We start from the raw sequence: 15343 nt of genomic DNA, 5'->3' as shown, positions 1-15343 counted from the left end.
GAGATTGAAATGCCTAACTTGTCCAGACGCGATGTCATCAAAGCCCAAGCCGTGGCGGCCGCGGCGGCGGCGGCAGGGTTGCCGATACCGGCAGCCGCGCAAAACCTAGTCACGGATGCGCAGCTCACCGATTTGAAATGGTCCAAAGCGCCTTGCAGGTTTTGCGGAACGGGCTGTTCCATCATGGTCGCGACCAAGGCAGGCCGCGTGGTGGCCAGCCATGGCGATGCCGAGGCCGAGGTGAACCGGGGCCTTAACTGCGTCAAAGGCTATTTCCTGTCCAAGATCATGTATGGCTCGGACCGCCTGACCCAGCCGCTCTTACGCAAGAAAGACGGTGCCTATCACAAGGATGGCGCGTTTGAGCCGGTAAGCTGGGATGAGGCATTCGACATCATGGCCGAGAAGTGGAAGGCCACGTTGAAAGAAAAGGGGCCCAAGGGCATCGGCATGTTCGGGTCGGGCCAGTGGACCGTGTGGGAAGGCTATGCCGCATCCAAGTTGATGAAGGCGGGTTTCCGGTCTAACAACATCGACCCCAACGCGCGCCACTGCATGGCGAGTGCAGTTGTAGGGTTCATGCGGACCTTTGGCATTGATGAGCCGATGGGGTGTTATGACGATTTCGAGAACGCGGATGCCTTTGTGCTCTGGGGTTCGAATATGGCGGAAATGCACCCGATTCTGTGGACGCGCATTGCCGACCGCCGGTTTGGCCATCCACATGTCCAGGTGGCTGTTTTGTCGACCTTTACCCACCGCAGCTTTGATTTGGCCGATATCCCGGCGATCTTTGAGCCGCAGACAGATCTGGCGATCCTGAACTACATCGCCAACTACATCATCGAAAACGATGCTGTGAACAAAGACTTTGTCGCAAAGCACGTGAACTTCAAGAAGGGTGCGCAAGACATCGGCTATGGCCTGCGACCCGAAAATCCGTTGCAACAGGCCGCCGCCAACCCCGATAGCGGCAAGTCGGATCCGATCACGTTCGAAGAGTTTGCCGAGTTCGTGAAGCCTTATACGCTGGAAAAGGCGCATGAGATGTCGGGCGTGTCCAAAGACGCGTTGGAGAAGATCGCGAAACTTTACGCCGATCCCGACACCAAGGTCATGTCGCTGTGGACCATGGGCGTGAACCAGCACACGCGGGGCGTTTGGGTCAACAACATGATCTACAACCTGCACCTTCTGACGGGCAAAATCTCGACCCCCGGCAACTCGCCGTTCTCGTTGACTGGACAGCCCTCGGCCTGCGGTACGGCGCGCGAGGTGGGGACATTCTCGCACCGTTTGCTTAGCCGACATGGTTGTGAACAACCCAGAGCATCGCAAGAAAGCGGAAAAGATCTGGAAGCTGCCCGACGGCGGTGTGCCGGATTGGGTGGGGTCGCACGCGGTCAAACAGAACCGCGACCTGAAGGATGGCAAGATCAACTGCTATTGGGTGCAGGTGAATAACAATATGCAAGCCGCGCCCAACATGATGGAAGAGGGGCTGCCGGGCTATCGTAACCCCGACAACTTCATCGTGGTGTCGGATGCTTATCCAACTGTGACGGCCGAAGCCGCCGACCTGATCCTGCCTGCAGCGATGTGGGTCGAGAAAGAAGGCGCATACGGCAACGCAGAACGGCGCACACAGTTCTGGCACCAACTGGTTGATGCTCCGGGCGAATCCAAATCGGACCTTTGGCAGCTGGTCGAGTTTTCCAAACGTTTCACCACGGACGAGGTTTGGCCTGCCGAAATTCTGGATGCCAACCCCGACTACAGGGGTAAGACGCTGTACGAAGTGCTGTACAAAAATGGCAAGGTCGATGCTTATCCGCTTGAACAAGCATCTGATGAGTACGCCAACCACGAGGCCGAGGACTTTGGGTTCTACATCCAGAAGGGCCTGTTCGAAGAATACGCTGAATTCGGTCGCGGCAAGGCCCACGACTTGGCGCCTTTCGATACCTATCACGAGGTACGCGGCCTGCGTTGGCCAGTTGTTGACGGGAAAGAGACCAAGTGGAGGTTCAAGGAAGGGTCTGATCCTTATGTCACCGCCGGAAGCGATTTTGAGTTCTACGGCCATAAGGACGGCAAGGCGATCATCTTTGCGCTGCCATTTGAACCCGCGCCGGAACAGCCCGACGACGAATACCCGTTCTGGCTCGCCACGGGCCGAGTGCTGGAACATTGGCATTCGGGGTCAATGACCCAACGCGTGCCCGAACTGCATAAGGCAATCCCGGACGCGTTGGTCTACATGCATCCAGATGATGCCGAGGCGATGGGGGTCAGGCGGGGATCCGAGGTCAAAGTGGAATCGCGCCGCGGTCATATCCTGAGCCGGGTTGAAACCCGGGGGCGTAACAAGCCGCCCAAGGGGCTGATCTTTGTGCCATGGTTCGATGCGCGTCAGTTGATCAACAAGGTTACGCTGGACGCCACTGATCCGCTGTCGAAACAGACCGACTTTAAGAAATGTGCGGTCAAAATCGTACCAGTGGGGGCCTGATCATGACACGCAACCTTTGGATTTCAGCAGCCGTCATCAGCATCACCGCACTTGCAGGAACCGCTTTCGCTCAGGAAAGCGTGGCCACACTACGATCAGGAACACCTTTGGCGGACAATGCTGAACCACCCGCGATTGCCAAGGTCGTAAATTCGGACTTGCGCCAGGTGCGCAATTACCCTGAGCAGCCGCCGCTAATCCCGCACAAGATCGATGGGTATCAGATTGACCTCAATGCTAACCAATGTCTGCAATGCCACAGCCGCACTGCGATTGAGGTCAGCCAGGCGCCAATGGTGTCGATCACGCATTTCATGAGCCGAGACAATCAGTTCCTCGCCTCGGTGACACCGCGCCGATACTTTTGTACACAGTGTCACGTGGTTCAGGTCGAGGCCAAAGCGCTGGTCGAAAACGGCTTTGTCGATATCGACAGCGTGCTTGAGTACGTCGAGAAGAACAAAGGGGGCAGCGACTGATGTTGGGCTTCTTGCGTAAACTCTGGGGAACCATTCGGCGCCCCAGCGTCCATTACAGCCTGGGTGGGCTGACAATGGGCGGCTTCCTTATGGGGATCATCTTCTGGGGCGGGTTCAACACCGCACTTGAATTGACCAACACCGAAACCTTTTGCACTGGCTGCCACGAGATGCGTGACAACGTCTTCGCCGAGCTGAAGACGACCATTCACTATTCCAACCGCTCGGGCGTGCGGGCGACGTGCCCGGATTGCCATGTGCCACATGAATGGACACCCAAAATCGCGCGTAAGATGCAGGCGAGCAAAGAGGTATGGGGTAAGATTTTCGGTACCATCAACACGCGTGAAAAGTTTGTCGAGAAGCGATTGGAGCTGGCGCAGCACGAATGGGCGCGGCTCAAGGCAAACGACTCGTTGGAATGCCGCAATTGCCACTCGGCCGAGTCGATGGACATCACCCGGCAAAGCCCGCGCGCAGCCGATTTTCACGAGCGGCTTTTGTTCACCGGCGAAAAGACCTGTATCGATTGCCACAAGGGAATCGCGCACGAGCTGCCCAACATGAAAGAGGCGATGCTTGAGGGCAGTGTCTTGTTGTCCAGCGCACAGTCTACGGCTTCGGGTGATCTGCAAAGCTATCTCAGCCAGCACGCGCAACACTAAATCTGGTAGATTTGGCGAAGGCAGTATCGAGAAATCGGTACTGCCTATTTTCTTTCTAGGCTGACCAACACCGATATCTAGCGGTCGTTCGAGAAACAGAAACACGGAAGTTGTTCACCCGATTCTCGGTGATGATCGGTGCAATGTTTCATTCTTGGGACCGGGATCGTGAGGCCCATTTGATAATTTTGTCACAGGGAATTTCCGCCACGAAATTTTTGCTGCAGTGCGGAATTTCGCGTTAATAAATGTTAATGAAATTCGGTAAGTGTGCCGGAAAAATCGAGAAATCCCAATACTGCTTGGCCCACGTTGCGCAAGCTGTTGTGGGCATAACTTGTGGAGGAATCGGAACCGCTCTGAGCCGAGCGGCTTTCCGATGCAGGTCAATACAAATCTTTCCCATTCGTTGGTAAAAAGAACGTTGACCTTCTATGTCTCTATACGTCAAATTGTGGGGGTCGGACGCACAGCCACTAAATCTGGTAGGTAAGACCAGTGGGCTGCTGCACGACAAGACAGTGGGGTAATTCTCGGAATCTGGTGCTTTAGCGCCTGTTCTCAACGCGGTTTCGACTGCGGCGGGATACCTTTGCCTTCTGTCAATGCTTCGAGACTGGTTCGGAGCACTCATAGGCCGATGTGGCCGTAAGTTTGAAGCTGGAAATTAGGGGCAGCGGGATGAAGATAGAACGGAAATTCACCAAGGCAGGGCAGGACGCGTACGCAGAGCTGGATTTTGTCTCGGCCACTTCGGAAATCCGTAATCCCGACGGCACAATCGTGTTCAAACTAGACGACATTGAAGTTCCTGCCAGCTGGAGCCAGGTCGCAAGCGACGTCATCGCCCAGAAGTACTTTCGCAAGGCAGGTGTTCCGACGCGTCTAAAAAAGTCCGTGAAAAAGACGTGCCCGAATTTTTGTGGCGGTCTGTGCCTGATGGCGAGGTTGAGTTTGGTGGCGAAAACTCATCCAAACAGGTTTTCGACCGTCTGGCAGGTGCTTGGACCTTTTGGGGTTGGAAAGGTGGCTATTTCTCGAAGGAAGAGGACGCGCGCGCTTATTTCGACGAGATGCGTTACATGCTGGCGACACAGCGTGCGGCGCCGAACTCTCCCCAATGGTTCAACACCGGCCTGCATTGGGCCTATGGTATCGACGGCCCGGCACAAGGTCATCACTATGTCGACTACAAGACCGGCAAGCTGACCAAATCCAAATCGTCTTACGAGCATCCGCAGCCGCATGCGTGCTTTATTCAGGGTGTCGACGATGATTTGGTCAACGAAGGCGGCATCATGGACCTGTGGGTCCGCGAGGCGCGCCTGTTCAAATACGGTTCAGGCACCGGAACCAACTTTAGCCACCTGCGTGGCGAGGGTGAGCCCTTGTCCGGTGGCGGTAAATCTTCGGGCCTGATGGGTTTCCTGAAAATTGGCGACCGTGCAGCGGGCGCGATCAAATCCGGCGGCACCACGCGGCGCGCAGCCAAGATGGTTATCGTTGACGCCGATCACCCGGATATCGAGGATTTTATCAACTGGAAGGTCATCGAAGAGCAGAAAGTGGCGAGCATCGTCGCGGGCTCCAAGATGCACGAAGCCAAGCTCAACGGAATTTTCGAAGCGCTGCGCACTTGGGACGGTAAGGCCGATGATGCCTACGATCCAGCTCACAACGAGGCACTGAAAACGGCGATCCGCGAGGCCAAGAAGGTCGCGATCCCCGAAACCTATGTGAAGCGCGTGCTGGATTACGCCAAGCAGGGCCATACCAGCATCGAATTCCCGACCTATGACACGGATTGGGATAGCGAAGCCTACAGCTCGGTCTCGGGCCAGAATTCGAACAATTCGATCCGGGTGACGAACACTTTCCTCAAGGCGATCGAAAAAGACGCCGATTGGGAGCTGATCAACCGCACCGACGGTAAAGTATCGAAGACGATCAAGGCGCGCGATCTGTGGGCACAAGTGGGCCATGCGGCCTGGGCCTGTGCCGATCCGGGCATTCAGTACCACGACACCGTAAACGAGTGGCACACATGCCCCGAAGACGGTGAGATTCGCGGCTCAAACCCTTGTTCGGAATACATGTTCCTGGACGACACCGCCTGTAATCTGGCGTCGATGAACCTGCTGACTTTCCTTGAGGATGGCAAGTTTCAGGCCGACGATTACATGCACACAGCGCGTCTTTGGACCCTGACGCTGGAAATCAGCGTGACCATGGCGCAGTTCCCCTCTAAGGAAATCGCGCAGCTTTCCTATGACTTCCGCACCTTGGGTCTGGGTTATGCCAACATCGGCGGTCTGCTGATGAACATGGGCCACGGCTATGACAGCGACGAGGGCCGCGCGCTGTGTGGCGCCCTGACCGCGATCATGACCGGTGTTGCCTACGCCACCTCGGCCGAAATCGCCGGAGAGCTGGGTCCTTTCGCAGGTTACGAGCGCAACGCCGAACACATGCTGCGCGTGATGCGCAATCACCGTAAGGCTGCTCATGGTGCCTCGCATGGGTACGAAAAGTTGGCCGTCAAACCAGTACCATTGGACCACGCCAATTGCCCGGACGCGCGTTTGATCGATCTTGCCATGTCTGCATGGGACGAGGCGTTGGACCTTGGTGAAAAGAACGGTTTCCGTAATGCGCAGGCCACTGTGATCGCCCCAACCGGCACCATTGGCTTGGTGATGGACTGTGACACGACTGGGATCGAGCCTGACTTTGCCTTGGTCAAGTTTAAGAAGCTTGCGGGCGGCGGTTACTTCAAGATCATCAATCGCTCGGTTCCCGCTGCGTTGGAATTCCAAGGCTACAGCTCAGCCCAGATCGAAGAGATCGTATCATATGCCGTGGGTCACGGTTCCATCGGCAACGCGCCGGGCATCAACCACACCTCGCTGACCGGTCACGGTTTTGGCCCGAATGAGCTGCGCAAGGTGGACGAGGCGCTGGAAAGCGCGTTCGACATCCGGTTTGTGTTCAACCAGTGGACCCTGGGCGAAGAGTTCTGCACCGGCGTTCTGGGCATCCCGGCCGAAAAGCTGAACGACCCCACCTTTGACTTGCTGCGCCATCTTGGGTTCACCAAGGGCGACATCGAGGCAGCAAACGACCACGTCTGCGGGACAATGACCCTGGAAGGTGCGCCGCACCTGAAGGAAGAGCACTATCACATCTTTGACTGTGCCAACCCGTGCGGCAAGAAAGGCAAGCGCTTCTTGTCGGTGGATAGCCACATCACCATGATGGCCGCTGCGCAGTCGTTCATTTCGGGCGCGATCTCGAAGACGATCAACATGCCCAACGATGCAACCATCGAGGATTGTCAGAAAGCTTATGAACTCAGCTGGTCGCTGGGGGTCAAAGCCAACGCGCTCTATCGTGATGGCTCCAAGCTCAGCCAACCGCTGGCCGCAGCTCTGGTCGATGACGATGATGAAGCAGCCGAAGTGTTGGAAAGCGGTTCGATCCAGGAAAAGGCCGCTGTGCTGGCCGAGAAGGTGATCGAAAAGGTTGTGGTCAAGGAAATCATCCGCAGCCACCGCGAAAAGCTTCCGCATCGCCGCAAGGGGTACACCCAAAAGGCCGTCGTTGGTGGTCACAAGGTTTACCTGCGCACCGGTGAGTTCGAAGACGGTAAGTTGGGTGAGATCTTCATCGACATGCACAAGGAAGGTGCCGGCTTCCGCGCGATGATGAACAACTTTGCCATCGCCGTGTCGGTTGGTCTGCAATACGGCGTGCCACTGGAAGAGTTTGTCGATGCCTTTACCTTCACCAAGTTCGAACCGGCAGGGATGGTGCAGGGCAACGACTCGATCAAGAACGCGACCTCTATCCTTGATTACATCTTCCGCGAATTGGCCGTCAGCTATCTGGATCGCACCGATCTGGCGCATGTGAAGCCCGAGGGCGCCACATTCGACGACATCGGTCGCGGCGAGGAAGAGGGTGTGTCCAACATCAACGAGATCAGCGAAACCGCGGCGTCCAAATCGTTGGAAGTGCTGAAGCAAATCAGCTCGACCGGCTATCTGCGCAAGCGTCTGCCGCAGGATCTGGTGGTGCTGAACGGCGGCCAGTCTGGCGAAACAGCTTTGAATGGCACTGCCGATCCGGTCAGTGCGCTGCAAACGCTGGTGCCAGAAACCGGAACCGAAACGACTGCAAGTCCCGCGGTGGGCATGGACGCCCGTGCTAAGGCCAAAATGCAAGGCTATGAGGGCGAGGCTTGCGGCGAATGCGGAAACTATACGCTGGTGCGTAATGGCACCTGCATGAAATGCAACACCTGCGGGTCCACGAGCGGCTGCTCGTAAATTCGTGGGGCAACAAGATCGCACTCCCGGGGGTGCGTAGGGGCCAAAGGATCCACCCTCGGTGATCCTGGCCCCGACGAGACAGGGTGGGCCGGAAGACCAGTCCTTCCCACCTGACCACGGGGCGGGTGCGCTCGCCCCAGACGCAGTCCAGTGCCGCAGGCATAAAACACACCGGGCGGTAAACTAGATGAGCCTGGACGGCGAAACTCAAAGGGGGCCAGTGGCCCCCTTTTTTTGTTCCCTGATTCTGAACCCGGCTGATAGATGCCGATGCACGTCTGGGGCGAAAACAGGCAGGGCTCTGCTCGTTTGGGTCTTTCTGATCAGGCATGATTTGCCGATGCGGCGTGAGACGGTTTTTGTATGCCGAACCTTGCCGAGATTATCTTGCAGAATCCGGCGTGGGTTGGCTCGAAATCCGCCGTTTGGGGAATAGCCGATGACGGCGCGACGTGTTTGTCTGTTTCTAGGGGCATCCGATCAACGGATATTCGAAAAAAGGAGCCCCCTATGAAACTGATCAAATCTCTGCCTGTTGCCGCTATTGTGCTGTCCACTCCTGTTCTGGCCGCTGGAAAGATTGACGCGAACGCCGACGGTGTTCTGACACTGGAAGAAGTTCAGGCTGTGTTCCCTGAACTAGAGACCAGCAGCTTTGTTGCCATGGATCAGAACGCTGACGGTGTTCTGGATGGGGACGAGGTGACCGCCGCGCAGAAGGCAGGATTGATACCTGAAACAGACGGTTAAAGTGACGCGAATAAAAGTAAAGGGGGCCGAGAGGCCCCCTTTTTTCAACTCACGCTTCGGCGCCATTCTTCCCATATGAACGGGTAGCACCAAGCGCAGCTGTGAGTCCGTTCCAACTGCGTCCTGATGGCATCACGCTCAGGCTTGAGTTCTGGTGAGAACAGGTGGAACTGCACTTGAATTCGGTCTATTCGGGCGATCATCTCGCTGTCGATCAGGGCAGGCAAAAGAGAGTACTCACCCCCTCGATATTCATCTTCGCCAGAGCCACATCTGTGAGGCCTTGTTCAGAGAAAAACCTTTCCACAGCAATGGTTTCCGCCTCAAAGCTACGGTCGTGATCCGCGACTGCAGACGACGCATCTCCGGCATCGGACAGGTGCAATGTTCCGTCCTCGCGGGCCAAGGCGGCCTGGTGAATTTTGACGCGTTGATCACCGCTGAATTTTTCCCGGATCATTTCCGCGTAGCCAGGATGGGGTTCGAATACATGAACTGTGCAATCGGGCTGCGCGGCCAGGACGCGGTCTGTCCATTCACCCTTGAACCCGCCAAAATCAAGAACCGTTGATCCACCGGGCAGCGAGGCATAGTCATAGAGCCGAGCGTTGCCGTTTTCCTTGCGAAATTTTGTAAAGGAATCAAAAAGCTCCGCTTTCCACGGATGTCTCAGCTTTTGCAGCCAGCGATTTAGTGAGGCCATGTTGTGCTCCGCTCGGGTTCGAAACCTGTATAGGGGGCGTTCCCCCCTATGCAAGGTGCGTCAGCGGAGGCTTAGCCGGGCAAGTGGATCTTGAACTGATCACGGATCGCCAGATCCAGAACCGGATCGAATTGTGCTGGCGAAGGTTGTCCCAGAATTTCTAGCTTTCGCGCTGTCGCCTTGGCAATAAGATCAGGTTTGTCCAATTCCGCCCATTCTTTTGGTGACGTGCGATCGCCAAAGGTGGGGTAGACGAAATCCTGTTGCATCCGGCTCAGGGTTGCATCGGTGCCCAAGTAATGCCCGGTCCCACCAAGACAGACCTCGGCAATCTGATCTAGAGCCATCGTCTCCTCGGTGACCTCGATCCCACGTACGCAACGCAAGGCTTGACCCAGCAGATCGTCGCTCAGGATCAGGCTTTCAAAACAGAACCCAAGCAGAGAGGCATGCATTCCGGCCGCCTCGTAGACCATGTTTAACCCCGAAAGGCCGGTCATGACGGCAGAACACATCTGCTCCCAACCGGCCTGCATGTCGGGCAACTTAGAATCTGCCGCGCCGGCTGCAGCGCCTCCGGGGAGGTCATAGAACCGGTGCATCTGTGCGCAGCCTGCGCTCAGCAGTGCTTGTTCGCCAGATCCTACAGTCATCGCACCAGTGCGCAGGTCCAGACCAAAAGGCCAGGTGCCCATAATCGCCGGGTGGCCCGGTTTAACCGCGTTGACATAGACCAGACCCGCCAGACATTCAGCAGTGGCTTGAACGATCGCACCTGCAATTGTCGAAGGCGCAGTGGCCCCGGCCATACCAGCGGACAATAGCAACACGGGCATGCCGCCCTTGATGCATTCCTCCATCACTTCGCAGGCCTCGGTCGCGAACTTCATCGGTGGCACAACGAAACAGTTTGAGTTCGACATGAATGGGCGTTCGCGCCACTTGTCCTCACCACCAGCGATCATGTGGAGCATTTCCAGTGCGGGCTTCACATAGGATGGTTCGGTGAACGAGGTGCCGATGTGTTTGAAGGTGCCAGATGTGCAGGCATAGATGGTGTTCAGGTCCATCTCACGGTTATCGGGGATGTCACGGCACACCATCGGGCGCTGGACAAAATGGATGTTGTCGAGCTGCTGGCAGATCCGCGCCGCGTCGTGCAGGTCCTGCACTGTGGAATCGCGATAGTTGCGTCCATCCACATCTACCATCGATACGGCGGCGCCCGCGGTGCCGTAGTGGACCTTTGCGCCAGTCAGTTCCAGGTCGGTTTTACCATCCCGGCTGTAAAGGGTGACCTCACGGTTGGCCTTGGCCAGAGTGTCCTCGACTAAGGCGCGGGGAATGCGGATGCGGCCATCGTCACCCAGGGTGCAACCCGCACCCACCAGATAGTCGATGCCGCTTTGCGGTGCGTCGGCCAAGCCGATGGTTTCCAGCGCGTCGAGGGCTGTGGAATGGATACGCTCCATGTCCTGTTGGCTGAGCAGATTCAGAGCCGTGCTTTCCATACCGTGGCGCACCGGGCGCAGATGATCGGGCAGGGCGGCAGCACGGGCGGCACGGCGCGCGGCGCGTCCGCCGCTGCGCGTTGTGGATCGGGATTGGTCGTTCATGTTGTTTTGGGTCCGATGTGAGTTGACTGGAGTAAGCTTCAAATCAACTCGAAAAGGGTCGTCCCCGGGCCGCACGACCACGATCCGCACCAATTGTGCGGCTAACCAGACAGATCTTACTCTGTTCAGCTTGCATGGCTCTCTCCTCAACCGGGGACCAGTTTTTCAAGGAGTGCATGGCGGGTCTGTTCTATTTGCGACGCTCAAGCCGGTGATTTTGGGCGAGTTTTTGCCCGATGGGCGAAATTCTGCAAATAATGTCAAAAATGACAAAAAATGATTGCCAGCGGTATTGAAACCGCGCCGAAAAACGACCACCTACAGGTCACACCACGCGAGAATTTGTTCAAGGTGTTATAAGTAAACGGTTTTCTCCGTGGTGTGCTAACAAATATGGAGTAAAAAATGAAACTCTTAGTTCCTGCAGTAACTTCGATTGCCCTGTTGGCCGCTCCGGCTGCCATGGCTGCGGATTGGACGGGCCCATATGCGGGTTTTGGCATCGGACATGTAGATGTCGACGGCCCCGGAGCTGCGGACGGTAAAGAGACCACTTTTGGTGGTCACATCGGTTATGACTACGACTTCGGCGATTTCGTCGTCGGGGGTGAGCTTGAGGTCAACAGGGTTGATCTGGCTCTGCCCGCAGGCGGCGGCACCATCGACAACGTGGCCAACCTTAAGCTGAAGGGGGGCTATGATTTTGGGCCCGCTCTTGGCTATGCAGTGGTTGGTGGCGCGCGCTCGTTTTCGTCCCTGGGCAACGACACCGGCTTGGTTTACGGCGTCGGCCTTGCTTATCAGGTGAATGATCAATTCACCGTCAGCGGCGAGGTGCTGAAGCACGATTTCAACGATGTCGGCAACACAACGTCGGACTTCGATCTCGACGTCTGTGAACCTGCGAGCTTCGTTTCGGTTCTAAGTTGACTGTTTGATGAGTAAACCCGGTGCTCAGCCAGTTCTGAGCACCGGTTTTTTATTGTGCTGCGACGTGATTTGCCTGTGTCGCGGCAAAGGCGCAAAGCGTCTTCAGCGCCGACGCGAATTCCTCATCCGCGATGGTCATGGCAACCCGGACATGTCCGGCTGCAGCAGTGCCAAAGCTTTCCCCCGGCATCACGGCAATGTGGTGCGCATCAAGCAATGCGTTGGCAAAGGCTTCGCCACTCATCCCCGTCGCGCGCACGTCAAGCATCAGGTACATCGCGCCCTGCGCAGGAACCAAGCTAACCGTGTTTTGCGCCGCCAGAATGTCCTTTGCCAGGGAACGCCGACGACGGAAGGGCGCGGCGATTTCCTCTTCCAACGCAGCCCCGGATTTGAGTGCAAACTCGGCGGCATCCTGAATAAAGCCGGGAACGCCATAAGTGGTGTGAGTCGCGAGGTTGATCAAATGGGTGATCACTTCGGTCGGTCCAACGATCCAACCGCAGCGCGAGCCGGTCATGGCGTGAGACTTCGACATCGAGCCCACAACAAGCGTCCGCTCGGCCATGTCGGGCAGGGCGCGAGGCGAGATGTGCTCGCCCTCCCACACTTGCGTGTCATAGACCTCGTCCGAGATCAGCCACAGATCGCGTGCTTTGCAGACCTCGGCAATCCCTTCCAGCGTTTCCCGGGAATAGACGACGCCGGTGGGGTTGTTGGGTGAGTTGATCAGCAGCGAAACGGCGCCCTCGGCCGCGGCGTCAATGTCGGACGCGCGGGGCTGGAACGCATCCTCGGCATGGGTTTGTACCGCCTTGGCGACGGCCCCTATGCCCCGAATTGTTCCCGGATATGTCGCGTAATATGGGTCAAGATACAGTGCAGTATCGCCCGAATTACAAGTTGCGGCGTGGGCCGCAAACAGCGCCGCCTGACCACCAGGCGTGATCAGAACGTTGTCGGCGGTGGTCGGGACGCCCGTCTGCGCTTCGATGCGCTTTGCCACTGTCTCACGCAGTGATGCGACACCCGGAACCATGGCATAGCCGGTATGACCACCTTTGGCCGAGGCATCCATCGCCTCCAGAATTGAGGCATGCGTGCGAATGTCATGCTCACCAATGGTCAATTCCGTCACCGGAACCCCCTCGGCCTTCATCCGACGGGCGCGATAAAACACATCCCAGCCATCTGACCCTCCACCGGTCAGATGCGTGATACGATGCGACAACTGCATGTTAGCCTCCCTCAGCAGATCACCGGCGGAGAGGGACAGAGCCGCGTTGATTTGTCAATTCCAGTGTTTGTGTTTTGGTTGTGTTATGTGCGCGGTGCTAAGGTGGCCTGAAGCTTCTTGGTCAGGCCCGAGCGAACAATGTCATAACTTGCTTCAAGCCGATGTCGCATCTCGTCGGCGTCCGTTTCCCACGGCAATCTGATCCAGCTGCGGTGGAAATAGGGGGCTTTGACACCCACGCCTGCTTCGATCAGCATTTGTGCTGTCTCTACATCGGGTGTCTTGACCGACACCCCATCGCCCATCGATCCGACACAGGCAAACATTTTGCCGCCCACCTTCCAAGCGTCATGGCCGCCACCCCAGGGGTCCGACAATTCGGCCCCAGGAAGGGTCTCGCAGATGGAATTGACGATCTCTCGGCTCATGTTTGGCAGTGTGACCTAAGGGGGCGTTCACTCAAGGCTTGGCGGATCAGCCGACCCGTGGTATGCGAGACACATGAACCAGACCATTTGCATCATTATCTGCTGCATTACCTGCTGACATCGTCGCGGGCTGGTTTCTTTCGTTTTCATTTATAAGACAACTTGCTAAGCCCGCGGCCAGACGCAGCCAGTGGTGGACTGAGCCTGTTGCTAAGGACGTGAAACATGACGACGATCAAACTGCACAACACCAAGAGCCGGACAAAAGAGGATTTTGTTCCGATCGATCCTGAAAACGTGCGGATGTATGTCTGTGGCCCGACCGTCTATGATCGGGCGCATCTGGGCAACGCACGCCCCGTGGTGGTGTTCGACGTGCTCTATCGTCTGCTGCGCCATGTTTACGGCGTGGATCACGTCACCTACGTGCGCAACTTCACCGATGTAGATGACAAGATCAACGCAACCGCCTTGTCCCGGAAAGAGGCGGGCGCTCAAGGCACGCTGGAAGAGTTGGTGCACGAGCGCACAGAAGAAACCATCGACTGGTATCTCAAGGACATGGGAGCCTTGGGGGCGATGGAACCCGATCACATGCCGCGCGCCACGCAATACATCAACCAGATGATCACCATGTGCGAGGTGCTGATCGAAAAAGGCCACGCCTATGCGGCCGAAGGTCATGTTCTGTTTGCCGTGGACAGTTGGAAAGAGAGTTACGGCAAGCTCTCGGGCCGCTCGGTTGACGACATGATCGCCGGTGCGCGGGTCGAGGTTGCACCGTACAAAAGGAACCCTATGGATTTTGTGCTGTGGAAGCCCTCGACCGATGACCTGCCGGGGTGGGAGTCTCCATGGGGCCGGGGTCGTCCGGGCTGGCACATCGAATGCTCGGCCATGGCCAAGGAGCTGCTGGGGGTGAGCTTTGACATCCACGGCGGTGGAAACGACCTGATGTTCCCGCACCACGAGAATGAAATCGCGCAAAGCTGCTGCGCGAATCCCGAGGGGGATTTTGCAAACTTCTGGCTGCACAACGAGATGTTGCAGGTCGAGGGTAAGAAGATGTCCAAGTCGCTTGGCAACTTCTTTACCGTCCGCGACCTGCTGGATCAGGGTGTCCCGGGCGAGGTAATCCGTTTTGTGTTTCTGTCGACGCATTATCGCAAGCCGATGGATTGGACCGAGAAAAAGGCCAAAGAGGCCGAAGGTACGCTGCGCAAGTGGCGGGCGCTGACCGCGGGCATCGAGCCCGCGTCCACCGCTGCTGCCGCGGTCGTTGACGCGCTGTCGGATGATCTGAACACCGCCGGCGCTATGGCGGAGTTGCACAAGCTGGCGGCTGCTGGGGATGTCGCAGGGTTATTGGCCTCGGCGCAGATTCTGGGGCTGCTGTCCGATGAATTCGGCGCTTGGGCGGAAGCTGATGATGTGGATCTGTCCGCTTTTATCGATCAATTGGCCTCGGCGCGTGAAACTGCGATGGAAACCAAGGACTTCAGTGAAGTAGATCGGTTGAAATCAGCCTTCATCGAGGCGGGACTGGAAGTTCGCATGAGCAAGGCCGGGGTTGAGCTTGTACCGACATCATCCTTTGACGCTGCCAGATTGCCGAACGGCTGAATTAGAATGCGCCCGGCGAGGTCCGGGCGCGTTGCACCTACCCGAGGTCGGGCGCTGCCCGAACTAGCC

9 protein-coding genes and 2 pseudogenes are annotated in these 15343 nt (G+C 57.1%); 7 read left to right on the top strand and 4 right to left on the bottom strand.

Going from position 1 to position 15343, the window contains the following annotated elements:
- Positions 1–9: 9 nt before the first annotated feature.
- From napA to ACZ1HE_RS12610, 5 genes and pseudogenes are all read left to right on the top strand, one after another.
- Positions 10–2512 (top strand): annotated as a pseudogene (gene napA, locus ACZ1HE_RS12630) (periplasmic nitrate reductase subunit alpha).
- A 2-nt stretch (positions 2513–2514) separates the two neighbouring features.
- Complete coding sequence (locus ACZ1HE_RS12625) at positions 2515–2991, top strand: nitrate reductase cytochrome c-type subunit (RefSeq protein WP_472621284.1); 477 nt, start codon at positions 2515–2517, stop codon at positions 2989–2991.
- Positions 2991–3656: a cytochrome c3 family protein gene (locus ACZ1HE_RS12620; RefSeq protein WP_472621282.1), complete on the top strand. Its 666-nt coding sequence runs from the start codon at positions 2991–2993 to the stop codon at positions 3654–3656. The genes ACZ1HE_RS12625 and ACZ1HE_RS12620 overlap by 1 nt, the downstream gene beginning before the upstream one ends.
- Before the next feature lie 681 nt (positions 3657–4337).
- Positions 4338–7984: pseudogene (locus tag ACZ1HE_RS12615) on the top strand (vitamin B12-dependent ribonucleotide reductase).
- A 513-nt stretch (positions 7985–8497) separates the two neighbouring features.
- Positions 8498–8737, top strand: coding sequence for an EF-hand domain-containing protein (locus ACZ1HE_RS12610; protein ID WP_472621280.1), 240 nt, complete (start codon positions 8498–8500; stop codon positions 8735–8737).
- Positions 8738–8951: 214 nt separating this feature from the next.
- On the opposite strand, the gene ACZ1HE_RS12605 is transcribed toward ACZ1HE_RS12610, so the two are convergent.
- Together ACZ1HE_RS12605 and ACZ1HE_RS12600 are read right to left on the bottom strand one after the other, a co-directional pair.
- Complete coding sequence (locus ACZ1HE_RS12605; protein WP_472621278.1) at positions 8952–9440, bottom strand: FkbM family methyltransferase; 489 nt, start codon at positions 9438–9440, stop codon at positions 8952–8954.
- 71 nt (positions 9441–9511) lie between these two features.
- Complete coding sequence (locus tag ACZ1HE_RS12600; RefSeq protein WP_472621276.1) at positions 9512–11056, bottom strand: trimethylamine methyltransferase family protein; 1545 nt, start codon at positions 11054–11056, stop codon at positions 9512–9514.
- Positions 11057–11461: 405 nt separating this feature from the next.
- On the opposite strand from ACZ1HE_RS12600, the gene ACZ1HE_RS12595 reads away from it, so the two are divergent.
- A complete protein-coding gene (locus ACZ1HE_RS12595) occupies positions 11462–11986 on the top strand; it encodes an outer membrane protein (RefSeq protein WP_472621274.1) in 525 nt (174 codons plus the stop codon).
- 49 nt (positions 11987–12035) lie between these two features.
- On the opposite strand, the gene ACZ1HE_RS12590 is transcribed toward ACZ1HE_RS12595, so the two are convergent.
- Both ACZ1HE_RS12590 and ACZ1HE_RS12585 read right to left on the bottom strand, forming a co-directional pair.
- Positions 12036–13223 (bottom strand): pyridoxal phosphate-dependent aminotransferase, encoded by a 1188-nt coding sequence (locus ACZ1HE_RS12590; RefSeq protein ID WP_472621272.1) that lies wholly within the window; start codon positions 13221–13223, stop codon positions 12036–12038.
- A gap of 83 nt (positions 13224–13306) precedes the next feature.
- Positions 13307–13651, bottom strand: coding sequence for an MmcQ/YjbR family DNA-binding protein (locus tag ACZ1HE_RS12585; protein ID WP_472621270.1), 345 nt, complete (start codon positions 13649–13651; stop codon positions 13307–13309).
- A 225-nt stretch (positions 13652–13876) separates the two neighbouring features.
- Here ACZ1HE_RS12585 and cysS point away from each other — a divergent pair, with 225 nt between their 5' ends.
- On the top strand, positions 13877–15274 hold the full coding sequence (gene cysS / locus ACZ1HE_RS12580) for a cysteine--tRNA ligase (RefSeq protein WP_472621268.1): 1398 nt from the start codon (positions 13877–13879) through the stop codon (positions 15272–15274).
- Positions 15275–15343 lie beyond the last annotated feature (69 nt).

It is taken from the genome of Falsiruegeria sp. JB4-1 (assembly GCF_055693495.1).
Note: the sequence above shows the minus strand (reverse complement) of the source record. Positions and strands in the feature narration are given on the sequence as shown.

Bases quoted from the DNA above. Each gene is read 5' to 3' on its own strand.
- ACZ1HE_RS12595 (WP_472621274.1), top strand. From the start codon at position 11,462: ATGAAACTCTTAGTTCCTGCAGTAACTTCGATTGCCCTGTTGGCCGCT.
- ACZ1HE_RS12610 (WP_472621280.1), top strand. From the start codon at position 8,498: ATGAAACTGATCAAATCTCTGCCTGTTGCCGCTATTGTGCTGTCCACT.
- ACZ1HE_RS12600 (WP_472621276.1), bottom strand. From the start codon at position 11,056: ATGAACGACCAATCCCGATCCACAACGCGCAGCGGCGGACGCGCCGCG.
- ACZ1HE_RS12585 (WP_472621270.1), bottom strand. From the start codon at position 13,651: ATGAGCCGAGAGATCGTCAATTCCATCTGCGAGACCCTTCCTGGGGCC.
- ACZ1HE_RS12625 (WP_472621284.1), top strand. From the start codon at position 2,515: ATGACACGCAACCTTTGGATTTCAGCAGCCGTCATCAGCATCACCGCA.
- ACZ1HE_RS12620 (WP_472621282.1), top strand. From the start codon at position 2,991: ATGTTGGGCTTCTTGCGTAAACTCTGGGGAACCATTCGGCGCCCCAGC.
- ACZ1HE_RS12605 (WP_472621278.1), bottom strand. From the start codon at position 9,440: ATGGCCTCACTAAATCGCTGGCTGCAAAAGCTGAGACATCCGTGGAAA.
- ACZ1HE_RS12590 (WP_472621272.1), bottom strand. From the start codon at position 13,223: ATGCAGTTGTCGCATCGTATCACGCATCTGACCGGTGGAGGGTCAGAT.
- cysS (WP_472621268.1), top strand. From the start codon at position 13,877: ATGACGACGATCAAACTGCACAACACCAAGAGCCGGACAAAAGAGGAT.